Source organism: Flavobacterium sp. GCM10022190, from assembly GCF_042656445.1.
Taxonomy (GTDB): Bacteria; Bacteroidota; Bacteroidia; order Flavobacteriales; family Flavobacteriaceae; genus Flavobacterium; species Flavobacterium nitratireducens.
Map to the genome: position 1 here is coordinate 865,468 of NZ_JBHSOQ010000001.1, position 16,256 is coordinate 881,723.

The 16,256-nt window shown below is 34.1% G+C and carries 15 protein-coding genes; 4 read left to right on the forward strand and 11 right to left on the reverse strand.

All coding sequences use genetic code 11. The features are described 5' to 3' along the window. Positions 1 to 2 precede the first annotated feature (2 nt). The 5 genes from feoB to ACFPTQ_RS03680 all read right to left on the reverse strand — a co-directional run bounded on the left by feoB (position 3) and on the right by ACFPTQ_RS03680 (position 4,914). Entirely contained in the window at positions 3 to 2,102 is a 2,100-nt protein-coding gene (feoB, locus tag ACFPTQ_RS03660) for a ferrous iron transport protein B (RefSeq protein ID WP_379774001.1), read from the reverse strand. Continuing rightward, the gene (locus tag ACFPTQ_RS03665) at positions 2,102 to 2,341 is read right to left on the reverse strand and encodes a FeoA family protein (protein WP_278034384.1); all 240 of its coding nucleotides are present in this window, start codon (positions 2,339 to 2,341) and stop codon (positions 2,102 to 2,104) included. The genes feoB and ACFPTQ_RS03665 overlap by 1 nt, the downstream gene beginning before the upstream one ends. A gap of 78 nt (positions 2,342 to 2,419) precedes the next feature. Further along, positions 2,420 to 3,097: an SCO family protein gene (locus ACFPTQ_RS03670; RefSeq protein ID WP_379774004.1), complete on the reverse strand. Its 678-nt coding sequence runs from the start codon at positions 3,095 to 3,097 to the stop codon at positions 2,420 to 2,422. A gap of 48 nt (positions 3,098 to 3,145) precedes the next feature. Next, positions 3,146 to 4,090: a DMT family transporter gene (locus ACFPTQ_RS03675; protein WP_379774006.1), complete on the reverse strand. Its 945-nt coding sequence runs from the start codon at positions 4,088 to 4,090 to the stop codon at positions 3,146 to 3,148. Then, a complete protein-coding gene (locus ACFPTQ_RS03680) occupies positions 4,090 to 4,914 on the reverse strand; it encodes an NAD-dependent epimerase/dehydratase family protein (protein ID WP_379774008.1) in 825 nt (274 codons plus the stop codon). The genes ACFPTQ_RS03675 and ACFPTQ_RS03680 overlap by 1 nt, the downstream gene beginning before the upstream one ends. A gap of 172 nt (positions 4,915 to 5,086) precedes the next feature. Here ACFPTQ_RS03680 and ACFPTQ_RS03685 point away from each other — a divergent pair, with 172 nt between their 5' ends. Further along, positions 5,087 to 5,599, forward strand: a complete 513-nt coding sequence (locus ACFPTQ_RS03685; RefSeq protein WP_379774011.1) for a hypothetical protein — start codon at positions 5,087 to 5,089, stop codon at positions 5,597 to 5,599. A gap of 11 nt (positions 5,600 to 5,610) precedes the next feature. Here ACFPTQ_RS03685 and ACFPTQ_RS03690 read toward each other — a convergent pair whose 3' ends face one another. Beyond that, positions 5,611 to 5,982, reverse strand: coding sequence for a hypothetical protein (locus tag ACFPTQ_RS03690; RefSeq protein ID WP_379774013.1), 372 nt, complete (start codon positions 5,980 to 5,982; stop codon positions 5,611 to 5,613). A gap of 218 nt (positions 5,983 to 6,200) precedes the next feature. Between ACFPTQ_RS03690 and ACFPTQ_RS03695 the strand changes: the two genes are divergently transcribed. Beyond that, positions 6,201 to 8,162, forward strand: a complete 1,962-nt coding sequence (locus tag ACFPTQ_RS03695; protein ID WP_379774016.1) for a transglycosylase domain-containing protein — start codon at positions 6,201 to 6,203, stop codon at positions 8,160 to 8,162. A 164-nt stretch (positions 8,163 to 8,326) separates the two neighbouring features. Here ACFPTQ_RS03695 and ACFPTQ_RS03700 read toward each other — a convergent pair whose 3' ends face one another. From ACFPTQ_RS03700 to ACFPTQ_RS03710, 3 genes are all read right to left on the reverse strand, one after another. Further along, positions 8,327 to 9,364, reverse strand: a complete 1,038-nt coding sequence (locus ACFPTQ_RS03700) for an NADP(H)-dependent aldo-keto reductase (RefSeq protein ID WP_379774018.1) — start codon at positions 9,362 to 9,364, stop codon at positions 8,327 to 8,329. Positions 9,365 to 9,477: 113 nt separating this feature from the next. Continuing rightward, positions 9,478 to 10,419: an OmpA/MotB family protein gene (locus ACFPTQ_RS03705; RefSeq protein WP_379774021.1), complete on the reverse strand. Its 942-nt coding sequence runs from the start codon at positions 10,417 to 10,419 to the stop codon at positions 9,478 to 9,480. A 63-nt stretch (positions 10,420 to 10,482) separates the two neighbouring features. Continuing rightward, complete coding sequence (locus tag ACFPTQ_RS03710; protein ID WP_379774024.1) at positions 10,483 to 11,247, reverse strand: exodeoxyribonuclease III; 765 nt, start codon at positions 11,245 to 11,247, stop codon at positions 10,483 to 10,485. Between the two features lie 137 nt (positions 11,248 to 11,384). Between ACFPTQ_RS03710 and ACFPTQ_RS03715 the strand changes: the two genes are divergently transcribed. Next, positions 11,385 to 13,187: a GNAT family N-acyltransferase gene (locus tag ACFPTQ_RS03715; RefSeq protein WP_379774027.1), complete on the forward strand. Its 1,803-nt coding sequence runs from the start codon at positions 11,385 to 11,387 to the stop codon at positions 13,185 to 13,187. A gap of 104 nt (positions 13,188 to 13,291) precedes the next feature. Here the strand turns inward: ACFPTQ_RS03715 and ACFPTQ_RS03720 are convergent, their stop codons facing one another. Next, the gene (locus ACFPTQ_RS03720) at positions 13,292 to 13,573 is read right to left on the reverse strand and encodes a TM2 domain-containing protein (protein WP_278034374.1); all 282 of its coding nucleotides are present in this window, start codon (positions 13,571 to 13,573) and stop codon (positions 13,292 to 13,294) included. Between the two features lie 93 nt (positions 13,574 to 13,666). Further along, positions 13,667 to 14,614: a 2-hydroxyacid dehydrogenase gene (locus tag ACFPTQ_RS03725; protein WP_379774031.1), complete on the reverse strand. Its 948-nt coding sequence runs from the start codon at positions 14,612 to 14,614 to the stop codon at positions 13,667 to 13,669. A 557-nt stretch (positions 14,615 to 15,171) separates the two neighbouring features. Between ACFPTQ_RS03725 and ACFPTQ_RS03730 the strand changes: the two genes are divergently transcribed. Further along, positions 15,172 to 16,227 (forward strand): family 43 glycosylhydrolase, encoded by a 1,056-nt coding sequence (locus ACFPTQ_RS03730; protein ID WP_379774034.1) that lies wholly within the window; start codon positions 15,172 to 15,174, stop codon positions 16,225 to 16,227. Positions 16,228 to 16,256 lie beyond the last annotated feature (29 nt).

A 16,256-nucleotide genomic window follows, 5' to 3' on the forward strand; every position in this document is an offset into this window, starting at 1 on the left:
TTTTATTTTAATAGTTGATAAGCAATCAAAGCAGTAAGATAAGCAAAACTACTCATAAAAATAAGCTGTCCTAAAGGCCATTTCCAATTGTTGGTTTCCTTTTTTGTAATGGCAAGCGTACTGGCACATTGCATAGCAAAGGCATAGAATAACAATAGTGAAATTCCAGAGGCAAAATTAAATATTTTTACTCCCGTAACCGGATGTACTTCCGATTGCATTTTGTTTTTTATGGTGGTTTCATTCTCCGTTCCGCCTACACTGTAAATAGTGGCTAAGGTTCCCACAAATACTTCTCGAGCGGCAAACGAACTGATGATAGCAATTCCTATTTTCCAGTCGTAGCCTAAAGGTGCAATTACAGGTTCAATGCTTTTACCCATGATACCAATGTAGGAGTTCTCCAGTTTGTAAGCTGCAATTTTATTGTTTAATTCGGTTTCAGAAATCGTTTTGTTTACTGTTTGCGAACTGATAATTTTTTCGGCATCTTTAAATTTTTCTCCAGGACCGTAAGAAGCTAAAAACCATAGAATAATAGAAATAGCTAAAATGATTTTTCCAGCACCAGAGATAAATGCTTTGGTTTTTTCGATTACGTTAATGGCTACGTTTTTAAACAAAGGCAATTTGTAATTAGGCATTTCGACCACAAAAAATGTTTTACCGCTTACTTTCATTACTTTGTTAAGGATATAAGCCGATAATATTGCCATTCCAAAACCTAAAAGATACAATAACATTAGTGTAAGCCCTTGAAGGTTTAAAAAACCAAAAACACGATTGTCTGGGATAACCAAAGCTATAATAATAGCATAAACGGGTAAACGGGCCGAACAGGTGGTAAACGGCGTTACCAGAATCGTGATTAAACGTTCTTTCCAGTTTTCGATATTTCGGGTTGCCATAATCGCCGGAATAGCACAGGCTGTCCCAGAAATTAAAGGCACGACACTTTTTCCTGATAATCCAAAACGGCGCATAATTTTATCCATAATAAAAACCACACGACTCATGTAGCCGCTTTCTTCTAGGATGGATATAAAAAGGAATAAGAAGGCAATTTGCGGAATAAAAATCAGGATTCCACCGATGCCGGGTATAATTCCTTGCGAAATCAAATCGGTTAAAATACCAGCAGGAAGTTGCTCAGCAGCCATTGTGCTTAAACTAGCAAATGTGCTGTCAATGAAATCCATAGGAACCGAAGACCAGTTGAAAATCGACTGGAAAATAATGAAAAGAATTGCAAAAAAGATGACGTATCCCCAAATTTTATGGGTTAAAACGCGGTCTAATTTGGAACGGAAATCTTTAGCAATGCTTTTATCTACCGTTAATCCTTCTTTTAGTACGTCATTGATAAATTGGTAGCGTTTTATGGTCTCTTTTTGTTGTAAACGTTTTAGTTCGGTATGTGATTTGGTAAACGAACTTTTGATTTCTTTTCGCTCTAAATTCAAAAAGTTTACATCTTGGGTAATTACTAACCAAAGTTTGTATAACAATTGATCCGGAAAGGCCTTTTGTAAGTTGGTAAAATATTCTTTGTCAATTACCGAAGCATTTAAACAAGGCTCCGTTGTAATCGATTTGTAGCTAACAATTAGTTCTTTTAATTCTTCAATTCCTTGTCCTTTTCGCGAACTAATTAAGGCGATTTTAGTTTTTAATTGTTCTTCTAAGAAAGGAATGTTTAGCGAAATCCCTTTGCTTTCCATACGGTCAGCCATGTTAATCACTAAAATGGTTGGAATTTCAAGGTCTTTTATTTGAGTAAAAAGCAATAAGTTTCTTTTTAAATTTTCCACATCCGTAACCACAAGGGCGACATCGGGATATAACTTATCATTTTTGTTTAATAACATTTCAATTACAACATTTTCGTCAATTGAACTGGCGTTTAGGCTGTAAGTTCCTGGTAAATCCAGAATGTTAGCTTTGATGTTATGGTTTAATTTGCAAAAACCTATCTTTTTTTCAACAGTAATTCCAGGGTAGTTTCCTACTTGTTGATTCAAACCCGTCAATTGGTTAAAAACCGAAGTTTTACCTACGTTAGGATTACCAATTAATGCTACGTTAATATTTTGATGCATCATTAAAGCGTAGTATTGATAAGTTCAACTTCAATTTCTTTGGCTGTTTCCACTCTAATGGCCACGTGTGAACCGTTGACATCTAAATACAAAGGATCACCAAAAGGGGCAATCTGAAGTAATTCGACAGTATTTCCCGGTAAGCAACCCATTTCAAGTAACTTTAAAGGGATAATGTCAATATCAAAATCTTTGATAATGGCTTTTTGACTTTTCTTTAAGGAATGTATAGTGGTACGCAAGGCTTATTTAGATTGAATTAAGATTGCAAAAATACAGATTAAATTGTTAACTGAAATGATTATAGTCAGTTTTATGATTTAATTAGATTCTTTTTCTTTACTTAAGAAATTAATATCTTCAATAAGTTTTTGAATGTCTTCTTTTTTAGTACCGTCATAAAAACCACGAACTCTTCTTTTTGCATCTACAAGTACAAAGTTTTCGGTGTGAACCATATCGTACAATTCGCTTGGTTTGCCCAATTTTACCGCCAAATAGGATTTTCTGGCCATGGCATAAATTTCTTTTTTATCGCCAGTAACCAAGTTCCATTTACTATCTACAACACCATGTTTTATTGCATAGGCTTTTAAGGCTTCTACTGTGTCTACTTCTGGGAAAACGGTATGCGAAAGCAGCATTACTTTCGGATTATTAATAATGGCTTTTTGAACTTCCTCCAAATTGGAAGTCATTTTAGGGCAAATGGTACCGCAGGTAGTGAAGAAAAAATCAGCTACGTAAATTTTGCCTTCATAATCTTTTTGGGTGACGGTTTTTCCGTTTTGATTGGTAAATGAAAAATCAGCAATCGTATGGTATTTGCTTACATATTGTACCGTGCTGTCTACCAATTCCGGATTCACATCGGCTGGATTGTAAATAGGAAGTGTTTTTTGCGGTTTTAAAGCATTGTAAAAAAGAGTAAGTGTAATAGCCGAAAAAATAATAAAGATACCAATGAATATTCGGTATTTGTATAATGCAGATTTCATGAATTTTTTTTGCAAAAGTACAAAAACTGTGTTGGAAATCAGGAAGCTTTATTTGATTAAAATGTTGGTCTTCTTTTTGCTTTTACGTAAAGATTTGTTCACTAAATACAAACCAAATAAGGTTACAATTCCTCCAATAGCTATTGAAATACTCAAAGTTTCGCCAAAAATTATCGAACCTAAAAGTACCGCAACCACAGGATTCATGTAGGCATAAAGACTGCTCATCTCTGGTGGAAGATGTTGCAAAGAATAAATGAAAACCGTAAAAGTAATCAGTGAACCTACAATAACTAGATAGGCTATTGCCAGCCAAGTGTTTAAAGGGATTTCGTTTAAATTGACTGAAATTCCTGTGGCACCGTTATAAGCAAATAGTAGAATACTCGAAATAAGCATTTGAAATCCAATACTGAAATAGGGATTATAAGAGGCGGCTTTTTTCTTGGTGTACAAAGTACCAAAAGCCCAGGTTATGGTAGCTACTACCGAAAGAAAAATTCCCAATTGGAAATCAGGTCTTAGAAAATCGGCTAGGTATTCGTAAAAAATAACACAAACACCACCAAAACAAACGAATACACCTGTTACGGCTAGTTTAGCAATTTTTTCTCCTCTAAAATACGATATAATTACAATCCAAATGGGGAAGATAGCGGCAATTATAGCTCCTAATCCACTACTGATGTATTTTACTCCTGCGGTACTCAATCCGTTACTCATCGTAAAATTAAGAATGGCCAGAATCACTATGGTTTTCCATTGTTTTCCTTTTGGCCAAGGAGATTTCGTAAAAATTAGATAGAGTATGTACAACAAACCGGCTATAAATTGTCGGATGGCAGCCATCTGAATTCCAGGTATGTAACGTACTCCTTCCTTGGATGCAATCCAAGTAGTTCCCCAAAAGAATCCTACCCAAATAAGGGCTAACATAGGAAGTCCTATAGCATTTACCCGAGTTGAAACTGCATTTTTAACTTTAGTAATCACTATAATTGAGGTTTTTTGAAGGTGTAATCTAAAACTTTTATGAGATGTTCTGATAAAATTGTTTTCCCTACCGATGGGGCTTCCTCATTAAAAGAGGGCGGTACTAAGTTTTCGTCTAGGGCTTTTTCTGTGTAATAGACTTTTCGGCTTGGGTGAAAAGGAGATGCCGCATTCAACGTTGTATTCCAGCAATTAGTAGTTATAATTTTATGGATAATGCCAATGCAATCTTCCAAATGAATCAAATTGACAGGCGCATCTGGATTAGGAATATTTTCTTTTCCAGCTAGGAATCGAGCTGGATTTCTATCGGGACCTATTAAACCTCCAAAACGCAAAATAGTAGTTTTAAAATGAGTATTAGAAAGTAATAGTTGTTCAATTTCCAACAATTGTTTTCCACTTTCCGTTACAGGATTGGGAATGGAGTTTTCATCAATTGTTTCATTTCCTTCGCCATACACTGCTGTCGAACTGATGAAGAGTACATTTTTTACCGAAGCTTTTTCGATAAATGGCAATAGGTTTTTAATTTTTTGAACAAAGGAAGTGTTTGGAGCATCCGAATAATCTTTGTTTTTCCCTCTTAATTTGGGAGGAATAGCAATGATCAATGTTTGACTTCCGTCCAAAAAGGCATCAACTGGAGATGAGAAATTTTCGACTTCTAACGCAATGGGATAATGCGTTATACCAGCATTTTCTAGTAATTCTTTTTTATCGATAGTTGTAGTGGAACCTTTTACTGAATAGCCTTTTTCTAATAAGGCTTTCGCCAAAGGAAGTCCTAACCATCCACAACCTAAAATGCTAATTTGTGTCATTTTGCTCTTCATTTTTCAGAATACAAATTTCTCATTAATATTTGGTTTTTTTAGAGTTGCAAAGGATTCTTTTTTTACTTGAAAACATTTTAATAAAACATCACTAAAAGTGGGTATTGTTTACTGCTGCTAATAAGACTAATATTGGTTTATTCATGTAAATTGTAAAGAAATGAAAAGAAATTTCGTAGTACTATTGTTTTTAATTTCAATTGTTGGATTTTCTCAACAGCTTAAATATGGTAGTGGAGGAACAGTGTATAACGTTGAAAATCAGAAAATAAGTCCAGAAGGAGTAAGAAAATTGTTAGCGATGAATGAAGAGGCTTTGTCGTTATACAATTCTGGAAGAAGTAAAAAAACCTGGGGGAATGTTCTTTTTTACGGTGGATTAGGACTCGTTACAACCAATCTTTTAATAGGAATGCATACTGATAATACAACAGTATCGTATCCCGGAAATGGAAATTATCCATCGGTACAATCAGAGCGAACTGATATGACAATGGCTTTGATAGGAGGTGCGATGATAGTTGCATCTATTCCAGTAAAAATTGGATATCCCAAAAAAATAAAAACGGCATTGGGATTGTGTAATAAAAGTTTGACTAATCACTATAGAACAGAACCCAGAACAACACTATTAGCTAGTGCTAACCAGATTGGACTCAGAATTGAATTTTAAGTTTTAGTGAATTATTTTTTAACAAGCGTTATTTTCATATCCTCATTTTCCAGAACCACTTGGTCATCTGTAATCATACAGTCGTAAGGATAGGGAGTGCCTGTTTCATCTTTAATGGTCAGGTTTTTTCCTTTTTTGGTTAAGGCAAAAGTTCCATTATTGATTTCGCCTTCTAAAAAACCGTCTACATGGCCGTCTTTCGTAAAAGTTAGTGTCCCTTTAGTTAAGATTTCATTTTTAATAGAATCTGAAAGGGTTGTTTTAGCTTCTACGTTGGTTATTTTCCAGGAATCCACTAAATCATTTCTTTTTTCATGGCACGAAAACAAGATAAGCGCTGCTATTGTTGTTAAGCCTAGTGTATGTAAAATTGATTTTTTCATGACTTTTTAAGTTTGGGTTAGTTACCTCCAAGTTACGATATTTTTTTTAAATTAGCTATATTTCAATGCATTGTGTTGGACTTGGTCAAAAATTCAAATGATTATTTCCTCCAAATAACAGATTGCTATTTATCATTTTTTAAACTTTAAGTTAAGATTCCTGATAAAAGTGAAAAAGTTACTATTTTAGCTTTTTTCCAAAATATGTTTCTGTAATAATGAGAAGCCGTAAACAAAAAATAGTCTTAGGTTTTAAAATAGTGTTCGTCATAATTGCGTTGGCTGCTATTGGGATTTTTAGTTTTAGAGAAGCGCTTTTGCAACAAATTATAGCCAAAACAGCTCATAAAATGGAAGTCGATTATGGAAGTCAATTTTTGGTTAAAGAAGCGGGTTTTGATGGATTATCTGGAGTTCATTTTACCGATGTGACTTTGGTTCCTAATCATGCGGATACTCTTTTTTCGATTCATAAAATCAAAACTTCGGTTAATCTTTGGAAATTATTGGTTGGAGATGTTCAATTAGGAACTTTGGAAATTAGTAAGGGTTATATCCAACTGACAAAAAAAGGGAAAGTCAAGAATTTTGAAGCCTTTTTAAAAAGAGATAAAGACGAAGAAAAATCAACGGATAAAAGAGATTATGCGGCTTTTGCTTACCGAATTATTTCTAGAGTATTGAATCTCATTCCAACGGATATGAATGTCGAGAACTTAAGCTTTAAACTGGATGATAACGGTAAAAAAGCCAGAATTGATATTCAGAAATTAGTGTTGTCTAATAAAGAATTAGAAACTTCTATTCAGGTCAAAACGAACACTTTTGCGCAGCGCTGGAAAATAAAAGGTTTTGCTGATCCAAGAAACAAACGTGCCGATATTCGATTATTTAATATAGATACTGGAGCAATCAAAATACCTTATTTTGATGAACGCTATAATCTCATTTCTAGTTTTGATTCCATTCGTTTAAATGTTGACAATTTAGATAAAAGTATGGGGGAACTCCACATTGATGGTTTTGCCTCGATCGCTAATTTGAAAATCAATCATGCTAAAATTGCTAAAAAAGATGTGCTGATTAAGAATGCTCGTTTTGATTACCGATTCCTTTTAGGTTCTGATTTTGTTTCGGTGGATAGTAGTTCGACTGTACAATTCAATAAGGTGAAATTCCATCCGTATTTGGCTTATGAAACGGAAGAAGATACCATTTATAAACTCAAAATCAATATCCCAAAAACAAAAGCACAAGATTTTATCACATCGCTTCCGGATGGTTTGTTTACGCATTTTCAAGGAATGGAAGCCGAAGGAACTTTCGATTATAAACTGGATTTTGAATACAATAAAAATAAACCAAATGCCTTGGTTTTTAATAGCAATCTACGAAAAGAAAATCTTAGAATTACAAAGTATGGTGAAGCCAATTTGAATAAATTGAATGGCGAATTTATTTACCGTGCTATTATCAACGGAGTATTGCAACGTCCTGTTTTAGTGGGGGCAGCCAATGCGAATTATACGCCACTGGATCAGATTTCGCCCTATTTACAAAAATGTGTGCTGACTACCGAAGATCCTTCTTTCTTTAATCATCATGGTTTTATCAATGAGGCTTTTAAGCAGTCTATTGTAAAAAATATTCGAACGAAGAAGTTTTCTCGTGGAGCGAGTACCATTAGCATGCAGTTAATCAAGAATGTTTTTCTAACCAGAGAGAAAACCTTGTCTCGAAAATTAGAAGAAATTCTATTGGTTTACATCTTGGAAAACAACCGAATTGTGAGCAAAGAACGCATGCTGGAAGTGTATTTCAATATTATCGAATGGGGGCCAAATGTGTATGGAATAGGCGAAGCAGCGCAGTATTATTTCCAGAAAACACCAGCCGATTTGACTTTTAACGAATGTTTGTTCTTAGCAAGAGTGATTCCAAGTCCGAAGAAGTTTATGTATTTGTTTAATGAAGAAGGGAATCTGAAAGAATCGGCGATGAATCAGGTTTCTTTTTTAACCAATCTGATGATTAAACGTGGTTTGCTTACCGTGGATGATACTATTTACAAATCACAGCAAACTGTTTTGTCTGGACCTGCTAAATCGCTACTTCGTATTAAAGTGAAAGATACTACAGTGGTAGATTCTTTGAAAATGAATGATGAATTTGAGTTTTAGTTTAAATACTAAGGAGTTAAAGTTGAAAGTCTTATTGATAAAAAACCATTAAGAAATTTAGGTTATTAAGGTTTAACTTAATGAAGCTTAACTTCTTAATGGTTTATTTAAAATATACCTTAGTTTTCTTTGCGAAAAACTTAAAAAACTTTGCGGTTTAATAATTATGGTGCAGGATCAGGAATCACCGCATGAACTGCATTGATTTCTGCGATAATTTCGTCGGATAAAACAAGATCAATGGAACCAATGTTTTCCTTTAATTGTTCCAAAGTAGTCGCTCCAATAATATTACTGGTTACAAATGCCTGTTGGTTTACAAAAGCCAAAGCCATTTGTGCCAAAGAAATTCCGTGTTTTTTAGCAATTTCACTATAGCGTTGCGTTGCTTCGTTGCATTGAGAACTATTGTATCTTGAAAATTGTGGGAACAATTTGATACGTGCATTAGGATGACTTTCGCCTGTTAAGAATTTCCCTGAAAGCACTCCAAAAGCCAATGGCGAGTAAGCAAATAGCCCTACGTTTTCACGTATACAAATTTCGGCAGAACCCACTTCAAACTGACGATTTAGTAATGAAAAAGGATTTTGTATCGTACTGATTTTGGGTAAATGGTTGTATTTACTCTCGTTCAGAAAACGCATAATTCCCCAAGGTGTTTCATTTGAAAGTCCGATATGTTTGATTTTACCTGCTTTGATAAAACTTTCTAACGATTCTAAAACTTCATGAATGTTGTCTTCCCAGCCGTCTTCCTGACTTTCAAAACCTCGTTTTCCAAAGAAATTGGTTTTGCGTTCTGGCCAGTGGAGTTGGTACAAATCGATATAATCGGTTTGTAAACGTTGCAAACTTTGGTCTAAAGCAAATTTAATGCTGGCAGGAGAAAAATCATTTTTCTCACGCATATAGGTGAAATTCGGATTGGGTCCTGCAATTTTGGTAGCCAAAACAATTTCGTCTCTTTTGCCGGTTTTCTTAAACCAGCTTCCCAAGATTTTCTCGGTACTTCCATAGGTTTCTTGACGGGCTGGAACCGAATACATTTCGGCTGTATCAAAAAAGTTGACACCGTTTGCCACAGCATAATCCATTTGGGCATGACCCTCAGCTTCCGAGTTTTGTTCGCCAAAAGTCATTGTGCCAAGGCATATTTTGCTCACTTTTATGTCAGTATTGGGTAGTGTAGTGTATTTCATTTTAGAATTTATAAAATTTAAAAGATAAAGTTACAAAGGATTTAAGGAAGAACTTTAATCAAAAAAGCTTCGAAGGTGTTCTTCGAAGCTTTTTAACTTTTATTTAATGCGTTTTAGTTGATTTCGTTCAACATTTCGGCAATTTCATCTAGTTTTGGTGTTAGAATAATTTCGATTCTGCGGTTTTTTGCTTTCCCTTCAGCAGTTTCATTCGTGGCTAATGGTGAAAACTCTCCACGACCGGCAGCAGTCAGATTCTTTTTGTTGATGGCTTTGTTTTCGCTTAATATAGCTACAATAGCAGTGGCTCTTTTAGTCGATAAATCCCAGTTGTCCGCAATTGGTCCTGAACCTCCGTAAGGATCATTGTCGGTGTGACCTTCAATAAGTACGGCAATATCTGGGTTTTCGCCTAATACCTTTCCAAGTTCTACTACTGCTTTTTTACCTTCAGAACTTACCGCCCAGCTTCCTGAGTTGAAAAGTAGTTTGTTTTCCATAGAAACATATACTTTTCCGTTTTTTTGTTCTACTGTCAAACCTTTGCCTTCAAAACCATTTAAAGCTTTAGATAAGGTTTCTTTTAATTTTCGCATTGCTGCTTCTTTAGCGGCAATCATTTCCTCTAATTCATTTAAACGTTGCGCACTTTTGCTTAAACGTTCCTGTTCGATCGATAATGCTTTTTGTTTGGCTTCTAATTCGGCTAATAAGTCGCGATTCTTTTTCATGTTAGATTGCAAAGCATCATTGCTGTTTTTCTCTAAAGCATTGTAGGATTCTTGAAGGCGAGCAATTTTTTCATTTAATGCTTTTTGATCGGCAGTTAGTTTGTCACGTTCTGATTTGATTTTGCTTAATTCATTTTTTAAAGCATCACGATCTAATTCCAATTGGTTTTTCGCTTTTAGCAAAGACTCGTTTTCATCGGATAAGTTACCGTTTTCTTTTTTAAGATCATTGTATTTGTTTTCTAAGTCGGTATATATTTTTTTAGAAACACAAGAGGTTGAAAGCGCTAGAACTAATAGTCCTATTGAAATTTTTTTTATCATGTTATTTAATTTTATTTGAACCTAAATGTTTTTTCACATTGTCATTGCTATTGCAATTGTTTTTTATTCTATATCTACAAGAACGGGGCAATGGTCAGAATGTTTTGCTTCTGGTAAAATTAGTGCTCTTTTGATCTTTTCTTTTAAAGGTTCACTAACCAAACAATAATCAATACGCCAACCTTTATTTTCGGCTCTTGCGGTTTTTACGCGTACCGTCCACCAAGAATAATTACCAGGTTCTTTGTTTAAAAATCGGAAACTGTCTATAAAGCCATTTTTCAAGAAACCGTCTAGCCATGCACGTTCTTCAGGAAGAAAACCAGAAACTTTAGCGTTTCTTATTGGGTCGTGAATATCAATGGCTTCGTGACAAATATTGTAATCACCACAAATGATGAGGTTAGGGATTTCATTTTTCAAATCATTAATATAATTTTGGAAATCGTCCATAAACATGAACTTATGATTCAATCTTTCAATATTTGTTCCCGAAGGCAAATACAAACTCATCACTGAAAAATCCTCAAAATCGACACGAATATTTCGTCCTTCGAAGTCCATGTGCTCAATTCCTGTGCCATAAACTACATTTTTTGGTTTTGTTTTAGATAAAATAGCAACACCACTATAGCCTTTTTTGGTAGCAGGAAACCAATAATGGTATGGGTAACCCGCCATTTCAAAATCCATTAAAGGGAGTTGGTCCGGAGTTGCCTTAATTTCCTGAAGACAAACCACATCGGGTTTAGCTTGTTCTAACCAATTGATAAAACCTTTTGTAATAGCGGCTCGAATGCCATTGACATTATACGATAAAATCCTCATTTTTTTATTTTTTAGATTTCCAAAAATACTAAAAAATATAAGGGACTATTGGTAAATATTAAAATCAAATTCGGCATATAGTCGGATAATGGAGTTTTTTTCTATCTTTGTTTTTCGCTCAAAAAAGAAAAATATAAATGGGTTTAGTTACCGCTAAAGAAGTTGCAAAAGCAATAAATGTTGAGAAATACGGGGTCTTAGGGACTTTTTCCGGGTGGCTATTGATGAAAGTGCTCAAAATTTCTACACTAAATAAAGTGTATAATCGTAACAAACATTTAAAAGAAATCGATTTTTTAAATGGAATTGTAGATGATTTACAAATAAAATTTGAAATACCAGAAGAAGATTACAAGCGTTTGCCTAAAGATGGCGCTTACATTACCATATCGAATCATCCACTTGGAGGGATAGATGGGATTTTGTTGTTGAAATTAATGCTTGAAAAAGAGCCTAATTTTAAGATTATTGCTAATTTTCTATTGCATCGTATTGAGCCTTTAAAACAATATATAATGCCAGTTAATCCTTTTGAAAATCATAAGGATAAAAAATCTAGTGTTTTAGGTATAAAAGAAACGTTACGTCATTTAAGTGATGGAAAGCCTCTTGGGATGTTTCCGGCAGGAGAAGTTTCTAGTTACAAAGATGGTCAACTGATAGTGGATAAGCCTTGGGAAGAAGGGGCTATTAAGGTGATTCGAAAAGCCCAAGTACCGGTTGTTCCTATTTATTTCCATGCTAAAAACAGTAATCTGTTTTATTTGCTTTCTAAAATCAGTGGTACTTTACGTACGGCCAAATTGCCTTCGGAATTGTTTAGTCAAAAGAACCGCGTGATTAAGGTGAGAATTGGTAAACCGATTTCGGTTGCTGAACAAAATGAATACGAAAATATTGATGCCTATTCGGAATTCTTGAGAAAGAAAACCTATATGTTAGCGAATCCATTTGAAAAAGAAAGTAAATTGATTACTACACCTAATCTAAAAATTACTAAGAATCCAAAAGAAATTGCTACTCCTGCAAATCAAGATAAGATTATTGCTGAAGTAAATGCCTTAAGAAATACCGATTGCCGATTGCTTCAGAGCAAGAATTATGAAGTCTTTTTTACAGAAGCAAATAGGATTCCTAGTATTTTACATGAGATAGGTCGCTTACGAGAAATTACTTTTAGAGAAGTAGGAGAAGGGACTAACGAATCTATTGATTTGGATAAATTTGATAAATACTATCACCATCTTTTCTTATGGGATGATGAGGCGCAAAAAATTGCAGGTGCTTATCGAATGGGATTAGGAGGAGAAATTTATACTAAATATGGTATTGAAGGTTTCTATCTGAATGAATTGTTCCGTTTTGAACCAGAATTGTTTGAAACCATGCACCATTCTATCGAAATGGGACGTGCTTTTATTATCAAAGAATATCAGCAAAAACCAATGCCTTTGTTTTTACTCTGGAAAGGAATTATTCATACTACTTTGCGTTTTCCAGAGCATAAATATCTGATTGGTGGAGTAAGTATAAGCAATCAATTTTCGGATTTTTCTAAATCATTGATGATTGAGTTTATGAAGTCCAATTATTATGATCCGTATATTGCGCAGTACATTCATCCTAAAAAAGCATATAAAGTTAAATTGAAGGATGCCGATAAGGATTTTATTTTCAATGAAACAGAAGCCGATTTGAATAAATTTGATAAGATTATTGATGAGTTAGAGCCTGGAGTACTTCGTTTGCCAGTATTAATTAAAAAATACATCAAACAAAACGCAAGAGTAGTGGCTTTCAATGTCGATCCGTTATTTAATAATGCTATTGATGGTTTAATGTATATCCGAATTGCGGATATTCCAGAAAGTACGATGAAGCCTGTTATGGAAGAATTTCAAGCGGAATTAGAAAAGAAATTAAGTGAAAAAGGGGAATAAGTTTCCTTAATCATAATAGTACATATATCACACAACCGCTGATTAGCAAATTAATTCTCAATTCTGCTAATCAGCGGTTTTTTGTTTATGGTTAATCTTAATTCTTAAAACCAAGGTTTTCGACCTATTTGATAGGTTTTTATAAATTCTTCATCTGATTTAGTCAAATAAATGATGCCTTCTATAAGTCCTAATAAGCCTGTTAGTGTAGCAAAACTAATCAAACTTAGAAATAGCCAAATTATACCTTCTTTAGTATAGCCTAATAAAAATTTATGGATACCAAAAGGTCCTAAAATAATGGCTAGTATGCCAGCGGCAATTCTTTTATTGTCTTCTTCAAATGCTTGCGGTTGATTCCAGTGTTCGTATTTTGAATTTTCCATAATCCCATAATTTAGTGATTATCAATTACTAAATTTATGAAATTATTTTGTAATTCGGAAATATAAATTCCTTAAATACAGTGTGTTTCTGTTTTATTTGGAATACAAAGCTTTGATTTTATCAACTATTGTTTGTGCTAGTCGTTCATGACTTTCAAATGTCCATCCCGCTACATGGGGAGATAATAATACATTATCGGCTTCTAATAAATACTGAAAGGCTTCGGGTGTATTTTTATCTTGAAATAATGTTTCGAAGGAAAGTTTCTCATATTCTAAAACATCTAGTCCTGCTCCTAATATCTTCTTGGATTGAAGGGCTTCCACTAAGTCGGCTGTAACGATGTTTTTTCCTCTTGAGGTATTAAGTATCCAGAATGCTTTTGCAAAAGCGTTAATAAAGGCAGTATTGACCATTTTATCAGTTTCTGGAGTCCAAGGAAGGTGCAAACTTAAAACGTCTGTTTTTTGTTGTAATTCGGTTAAAGAAACCTGTTTGGCGTTTTCATCACCCACGTTATCTTTAATGTCATAACAAAGTACTTCAACATCAAAACCTCTCAATTTCTTAGCAAACCATTTTCCCATGTTGCCATAACCAATAATTCCAACCGTTTTTCCATCTAATTCATGTCCGCGGTTGCTTTCTCGATTCCAATGTCCTGCGCGAATTTCTCGATCGGCACGATTCAAATTATTAAATAGCGATAATAGCATACCTAGAGAATGTTCAGCAACTGCATTGCGATTCCCTTCAGGAGCCGCAATCAAGGCTATGTTTTTTGAAGAAGCATAATCACAGTTAATACTTTCTAAACCAGCTCCTACACGAGCAATAAATTGCAAATTTGTAGCTTTGTCAATGAAGTTTTTGTCAATCTTAAAACGACTTCGAATCACTATGCCGTGGTAATCCTTTATCTTGGCTTCGATAGCTTCTTTTGATGATTTGAAATCTTCATGGTTTTCAAAACCGGCTTCCTGTAATTGTTGAAGTAAAACAGGATGGTTGCTATCGATGTGAAGTATTTTGATGCTCATAATTCCTTTTCTATTGAGGAATCAAAAATAACAAAAAAACCATTTCTGATTTTAAACAAAATCAGAAATGGTTTTCTGTTGAATTAATCAAAAACCTAAAAAGTAATTTTTTACATAAGCTGCGGTTTTTTTTGTGGTATTGGTTTAATATCTCACCATAGTTTCGTCTCCGAATAAAAAGCGTGAGATTTTGTCGTAAAACATGTTGAATAACTTTTTCATAATAATGCTTATTTAGTGTTAGTAACTCCAGTAAACCATTAAATAGAAAAGTCAAAAGTAGATTGGGCTCTCTTTGTTATAAAATTACAGTATTTTTTAGTTTTATAAAAGGAACTTTTAGGGTTTTCGATATCGTGCTTTTTTAATCGATAAAATACATGATTATCAATAATTTGCATTACTATTTTTACATTTTAAATAAGTCTAAAAAAAGCTTTTTTTGTTAATTTTTAAATTTTCAAAAAATGAAACATTAAATACATTATATTTACAATCTTTTTAATAAATGTATATTTTACATTTAAAATTATTGTTTCGCTTTTTAGAAGATTATCATGAATTTATCTTTACAATTTTTACGTATTTGTGTAGTTTTTAGTTTCATTATTTTGGGAATAAATAGCTATGCTCAAAAACTTAAAAAGAACCAATTTGAGAATCCTATAGCTTTGCAGCGTGCCGATCCTTTTGTGACAAAAACACCAGAGGGGATTTATTATTTTATTGCAACTGCTCCTGAATATGACCGAATTGAAATTCGAAGTTCAAAAACGATTAATGGTATTAAACAAGCAAAACCGGTAGTTGTATGGCGTAAACACAATTCAGGTCCTATGGGTCATCATATTTGGGCTCCTGAGTTGCATCGTATTGAGGGTAAATGGTATATATATTTTGCTGCGGGTTCAGCCGAAGATATATGGAAAATACGTATGTATGCTTTGTCTAATCCTTCTGAAGATCCAACAAAAGGAGAGTGGAAAGAAGAAGGTCAATTGAAAACCAATAAAGATATTTTTGCATTAGATGCTACCACTTTTGAACTAAAAGGGCAACGTTACTTGGTTTGGGTGGATAGAGGTCCTGGAAATGTAGTAAATACTAGTTTATACATTGCAAAAATGACAAGCCCAACAACGGTTGATGAAAAACAAGTGGTTATTAGTCAGCCTGATTATGATTGGGAAATGCATACTTATAAAGTGAATGAAGGACCGGCGGTATTGGTGAAAAACGGCAAAGTATTTATGACTTTTTCAGCTAGTGCTACTGATGCGACCTATTGTCTAGGTTTGCTTTGGGCAAATGAAGGCGCCGACTTATTAGATCCTGCTTCTTGGCACAAATTAGGCCAACCTGTTTTCTTTACCAATGAAAATTTTAAACGTTACGGACCAGGGCATAATTGTTTTACTTTAAGTGAAGATGGGAAAACAGATATTATGATTTATCATGCCCGCGATTATGAAAAGATACAAGGAGATGCTTTGTCTGATCCTAATCGTCATACTCGTGCTAGAGTGTTGAGATGGACAAAGGACGGTATGCCTGATTTTGGTCAGGATATAGATGATAACAATATGGCTTTGAAAGCCAAGAAGAAAGAATAGTTGTTTTTTTATATTAGTGGAAAGGGCCT

Bases quoted from the DNA above. Each gene is read 5' to 3' on its own strand.
- feoB (WP_379774001.1), bottom strand. From the start codon at position 2,102: ATGATGCATCAAAATATTAACGTAGCATTAATTGGTAATCCTAACGTA.
- ACFPTQ_RS03670 (WP_379774004.1), bottom strand. From the start codon at position 3,097: ATGAAATCTGCATTATACAAATACCGAATATTCATTGGTATCTTTATT.
- ACFPTQ_RS03680 (WP_379774008.1), bottom strand. From the start codon at position 4,914: ATGACACAAATTAGCATTTTAGGTTGTGGATGGTTAGGACTTCCTTTG.
- ACFPTQ_RS03685 (WP_379774011.1), top strand. From the start codon at position 5,087: ATGAAAAGAAATTTCGTAGTACTATTGTTTTTAATTTCAATTGTTGGA.
- ACFPTQ_RS03690 (WP_379774013.1), bottom strand. From the start codon at position 5,982: ATGAAAAAATCAATTTTACATACACTAGGCTTAACAACAATAGCAGCG.
- ACFPTQ_RS03695 (WP_379774016.1), top strand. From the start codon at position 6,201: ATGAGAAGCCGTAAACAAAAAATAGTCTTAGGTTTTAAAATAGTGTTC.
- ACFPTQ_RS03700 (WP_379774018.1), bottom strand. From the start codon at position 9,364: ATGAAATACACTACACTACCCAATACTGACATAAAAGTGAGCAAAATA.
- ACFPTQ_RS03705 (WP_379774021.1), bottom strand. From the start codon at position 10,419: ATGATAAAAAAAATTTCAATAGGACTATTAGTTCTAGCGCTTTCAACC.
- ACFPTQ_RS03710 (WP_379774024.1), bottom strand. From the start codon at position 11,247: ATGAGGATTTTATCGTATAATGTCAATGGCATTCGAGCCGCTATTACA.
- ACFPTQ_RS03715 (WP_379774027.1), top strand. From the start codon at position 11,385: ATGGGTTTAGTTACCGCTAAAGAAGTTGCAAAAGCAATAAATGTTGAG.
- ACFPTQ_RS03720 (WP_278034374.1), bottom strand. From the start codon at position 13,573: ATGGAAAATTCAAAATACGAACACTGGAATCAACCGCAAGCATTTGAA.
- ACFPTQ_RS03725 (WP_379774031.1), bottom strand. From the start codon at position 14,614: ATGAGCATCAAAATACTTCACATCGATAGCAACCATCCTGTTTTACTT.
- ACFPTQ_RS03730 (WP_379774034.1), top strand. From the start codon at position 15,172: ATGAATTTATCTTTACAATTTTTACGTATTTGTGTAGTTTTTAGTTTC.